This is a genomic window from Sporosarcina sp. USHLN248, from assembly GCF_037144575.1.
Taxonomy (GTDB): domain Bacteria; phylum Bacillota; class Bacilli; order Bacillales_A; family Planococcaceae; genus Sporosarcina; species Sporosarcina contaminans.
Genome location: NZ_JBBCZC010000085.1, coordinates 1 through 3,007 on the forward strand (window position 1 = coordinate 1; position 3,007 = coordinate 3,007).

At 40.0% G+C, this 3,007-nt stretch carries 3 protein-coding genes; all 3 read left to right on the top strand.

Features of this window, described 5'->3' with window-relative positions; genetic code table 11:
* Positions 1–931: ISL3 family transposase (locus tag WFH04_RS17940; RefSeq protein ID WP_336825674.1), on the top strand; the 931-nt coding region annotated here is incomplete at its 5' end.
* 415 nt (positions 932–1,346) lie between these two features.
* The gene (gene ctaG / locus WFH04_RS17945; RefSeq protein WP_336825676.1) at positions 1,347–2,369 is read left to right on the top strand and encodes a cytochrome c oxidase assembly factor CtaG; all 1,023 of its coding nucleotides are present in this window, start codon (positions 1,347–1,349) and stop codon (positions 2,367–2,369) included.
* 30 nt (positions 2,370–2,399) lie between these two features.
* Positions 2,400–2,861, top strand: a complete 462-nt coding sequence (locus WFH04_RS17950) for a DUF420 domain-containing protein (RefSeq protein ID WP_336825678.1) — start codon at positions 2,400–2,402, stop codon at positions 2,859–2,861.
* The last annotated feature ends 146 nt before the right edge of the window (positions 2,862–3,007 follow it).

The window sequence follows — 3,007 nt, forward strand, 5'->3', positions numbered from 1 at the left end:
TCAACGCTATACGAAGGAGTGGAATCAGGTCGTCCGTGTCCGATCCATCAAAGCGAAAACCTTTAAAGAAGCAGGTGAAGTACTCGGCACTTCCAGCTCAACAGTGATCCGACGATTCAAGGAAGTGGCGAAAGAGCAGATGCCCCATGGCGTCCGATTACCAAAAGCCATTGCGATCGATGAATATAAAGGCGATACAGATGCGGGTACATATCAACTAATCATTGCGAATGCAGAAACACACGAACCGCTGGACATCTTACCGAATCGAAGGAAAGAAACGATTAAGGATTATCTCCACAAATACGGGGCAGACGTTGAGTTGGTGGTCATGGATATGAATCCAAGCTTTAAGGCAGCTGTGAAAAAGGCATTGGGACGCCCTGTCATTGTCGCAGACCGTTTTCACTTTTGTCGTTATATCTACTGGGCGCTGGATGAAGTCCGAAGAAAAGTGCAGAAGGAATGGCATGCATATGACCGCAAGAAATGTAAACGGATGCGCCATGTTTTCTATAAGCGCAGCGAGAAATTAACGGAGAAAAACCGTTGGTATGTAGATCGCTATCTAGGCATGTCTGATGAATTGAAGAAGGCATATGAACTGAAAGAGGCCTATTGTGACTGGTTCGACTGGGCAAAGAACACAGAGGAGATAGCGGAAGTGAAAAGCCGACTAGAAGCCTTTTACCGTAAGGTAGAGAAAGCCAGTATTCCAGCGTTTTCAAGAGCCATTCAAACGTTCAAAAACTGGCAGGTAGAAATCTTAAATAGTTTCGGCTTCAAGTATTCCAATGGTTTTCTGGAAGGGATTAATAACAAAACGAAAGTGATGAAGCGCAATGCCTATGGTTTTAGGCGCTTCGATCACTTTAAAGCAAAGATATTATTAAACATTAGATATAAAGAAATTGGGGTTCATTTAGGATAAGAATTATTTGACTACAAAAATCGGTATAAAAGAGATTCGTTGATTGGAGCGAAGCGTTAGGAGCAGAAGATTAGGCTGCCTTAATTTCCGCAAAAACCGCAGAAATACGGCCAATCGAACACTACGCTGTTCGATTGGCTGAAGCCGTGCCGGCGGAAAGCGTCCGCCCTGTAGCGCAAATCAACATTACTCAGCGGTATCTAAATAAAAGGGTGACGTGCAAATCACATCACCCCAACATTTGATTTAGAACCTTTTTTGCATCGCAAAAGAATATTTTCTTTGATTGTAGGTAGTAAAATGCTGCGATACCAAGGGTTAAGGTGTGATGAGCATCCACTAAGCTTTACTTTATTCAATAGCTGTTTGTTGAAGCAAGTATAGGGACAGTAGTTTATTCGTAAGAAGCATTTTATTGGAATGGTATCTCTCTGTTTTGTCATTTGTCAATGTTCGTTCATTGTGTTACGACTTTGTTCGTTCTATAATGGAGAAAGAATTCACTAAAGGAGCGATGGCAATGATGCCTTTCAGCATATTTGGATTTCGTGCGTTATGGAGTCCTTATTTCTTCGTTACAATTGTTTTACTTACCATTCTTTATTTCCTATTAACGAAAAAATGGAGACATCTTTTCGAAGGCACTGAGCCGGTAACCCGTAAGCAGATGCAATCGTTCGTAGCGTCCATGATCCTTTTATATATCGTCAAAGGGTCGCCGGTAGATTTAATTGGACATATTCTATTCTCTGTCCATATGACGCAAATGGCATTACTGTTATTAGGTGTTGCGCCGTTAATGATCATGGGTATTCCGAATTTTATTTGGAAAAAGGTTTTTAGTGTAAAAATCATTGATAAGGTTGTAAGGCTGCTAACAAAACCGATCATTAGCTTACTAATCTTTACACTTGCATTTTCATTGTATCATTACCCAATGATCTTGGATTACATTAAATTAAGTGCGGTTTTACATGCTATTTTTACAATTACAGTATTTATGGCTGCATTGGTTTTATGGTGGCCGGTAGTGAATACAATGGACGACCATCCGCAATTGCATGGATTGAAAAAGATTGGTTATGTCATTTTGAGTGCTCTTTTAGTGACGCCTGCATGTGCTTTAATCATATTTGTAGATGTCCCTGTATATGAAACCTATAGCAGCGGGGAGGCATGGCTACAAGCGATGGCATTATGTGTGCCTGCCGGTACATTATCAGGTCTGTCCATCTCAGGCCCTGAGTTGTTTACGAATATGCCGACAGTATATGATCAGCAATTGGGCGGAATTATTATGAAGGTCGTTCAAGAATTGATTTACGTTGTAGTCATCGCAAAAATCTTTATTAATTGGTATCGGGAAGAACAATTAAATGCTGATGAAATTACTCAAAAAGATTTGTTAGAGAGACAAAAATTTGAAATGAACCGATGATCAAATTTTAGATTGAAGGGGTATTTATCAATGAGTGTTCCTATATTGCCTACAATAAGTACACTATTCATCGTTTTATCTGCGATACTTGTTGCCATCGGATGGAAACTGATCCGTGAAAAGAAAATAGAGGCTCATAAGAAAACAATGATTGCTGCTGCTTTTTCAGCATTGTTCTTCTTTATTATTTATGTTTCGCGAACAGCTTTTATTGGGAACACATCGTTTGGCGGACCAGAACATTTAAAAATTTATTATACTGTTTTCCTTATTTTCCATATAATATTGGCAACGGTCGGCGCAATTTTAGGTGTTGTGACGCTCTATGCTGGATTGAAAGACAAGCTTGATCGTCATCGAAAAATAGCACCAATGACGAGCATCATTTGGTTTTTCACTGCGATTACAGGTGTTGCTGTCTATTTATTGCTCTACGTGTTTTATAAAGGCGGAGAAACAACTTCCGTCATACGAGCAATTTTAGGCTATTAGTGTTCATTGTTTGTAATGGATAAATTATTGAATACAAAGGGGCTGTCCAGAAAGTCAGTGAAAACTGATTTTCTGTGATAGTCCCTTTCTGGTTGGAGAATAAATGGGGAACCCCTGACAACCGTCGCTTTCCGTTCCAGGCGCAC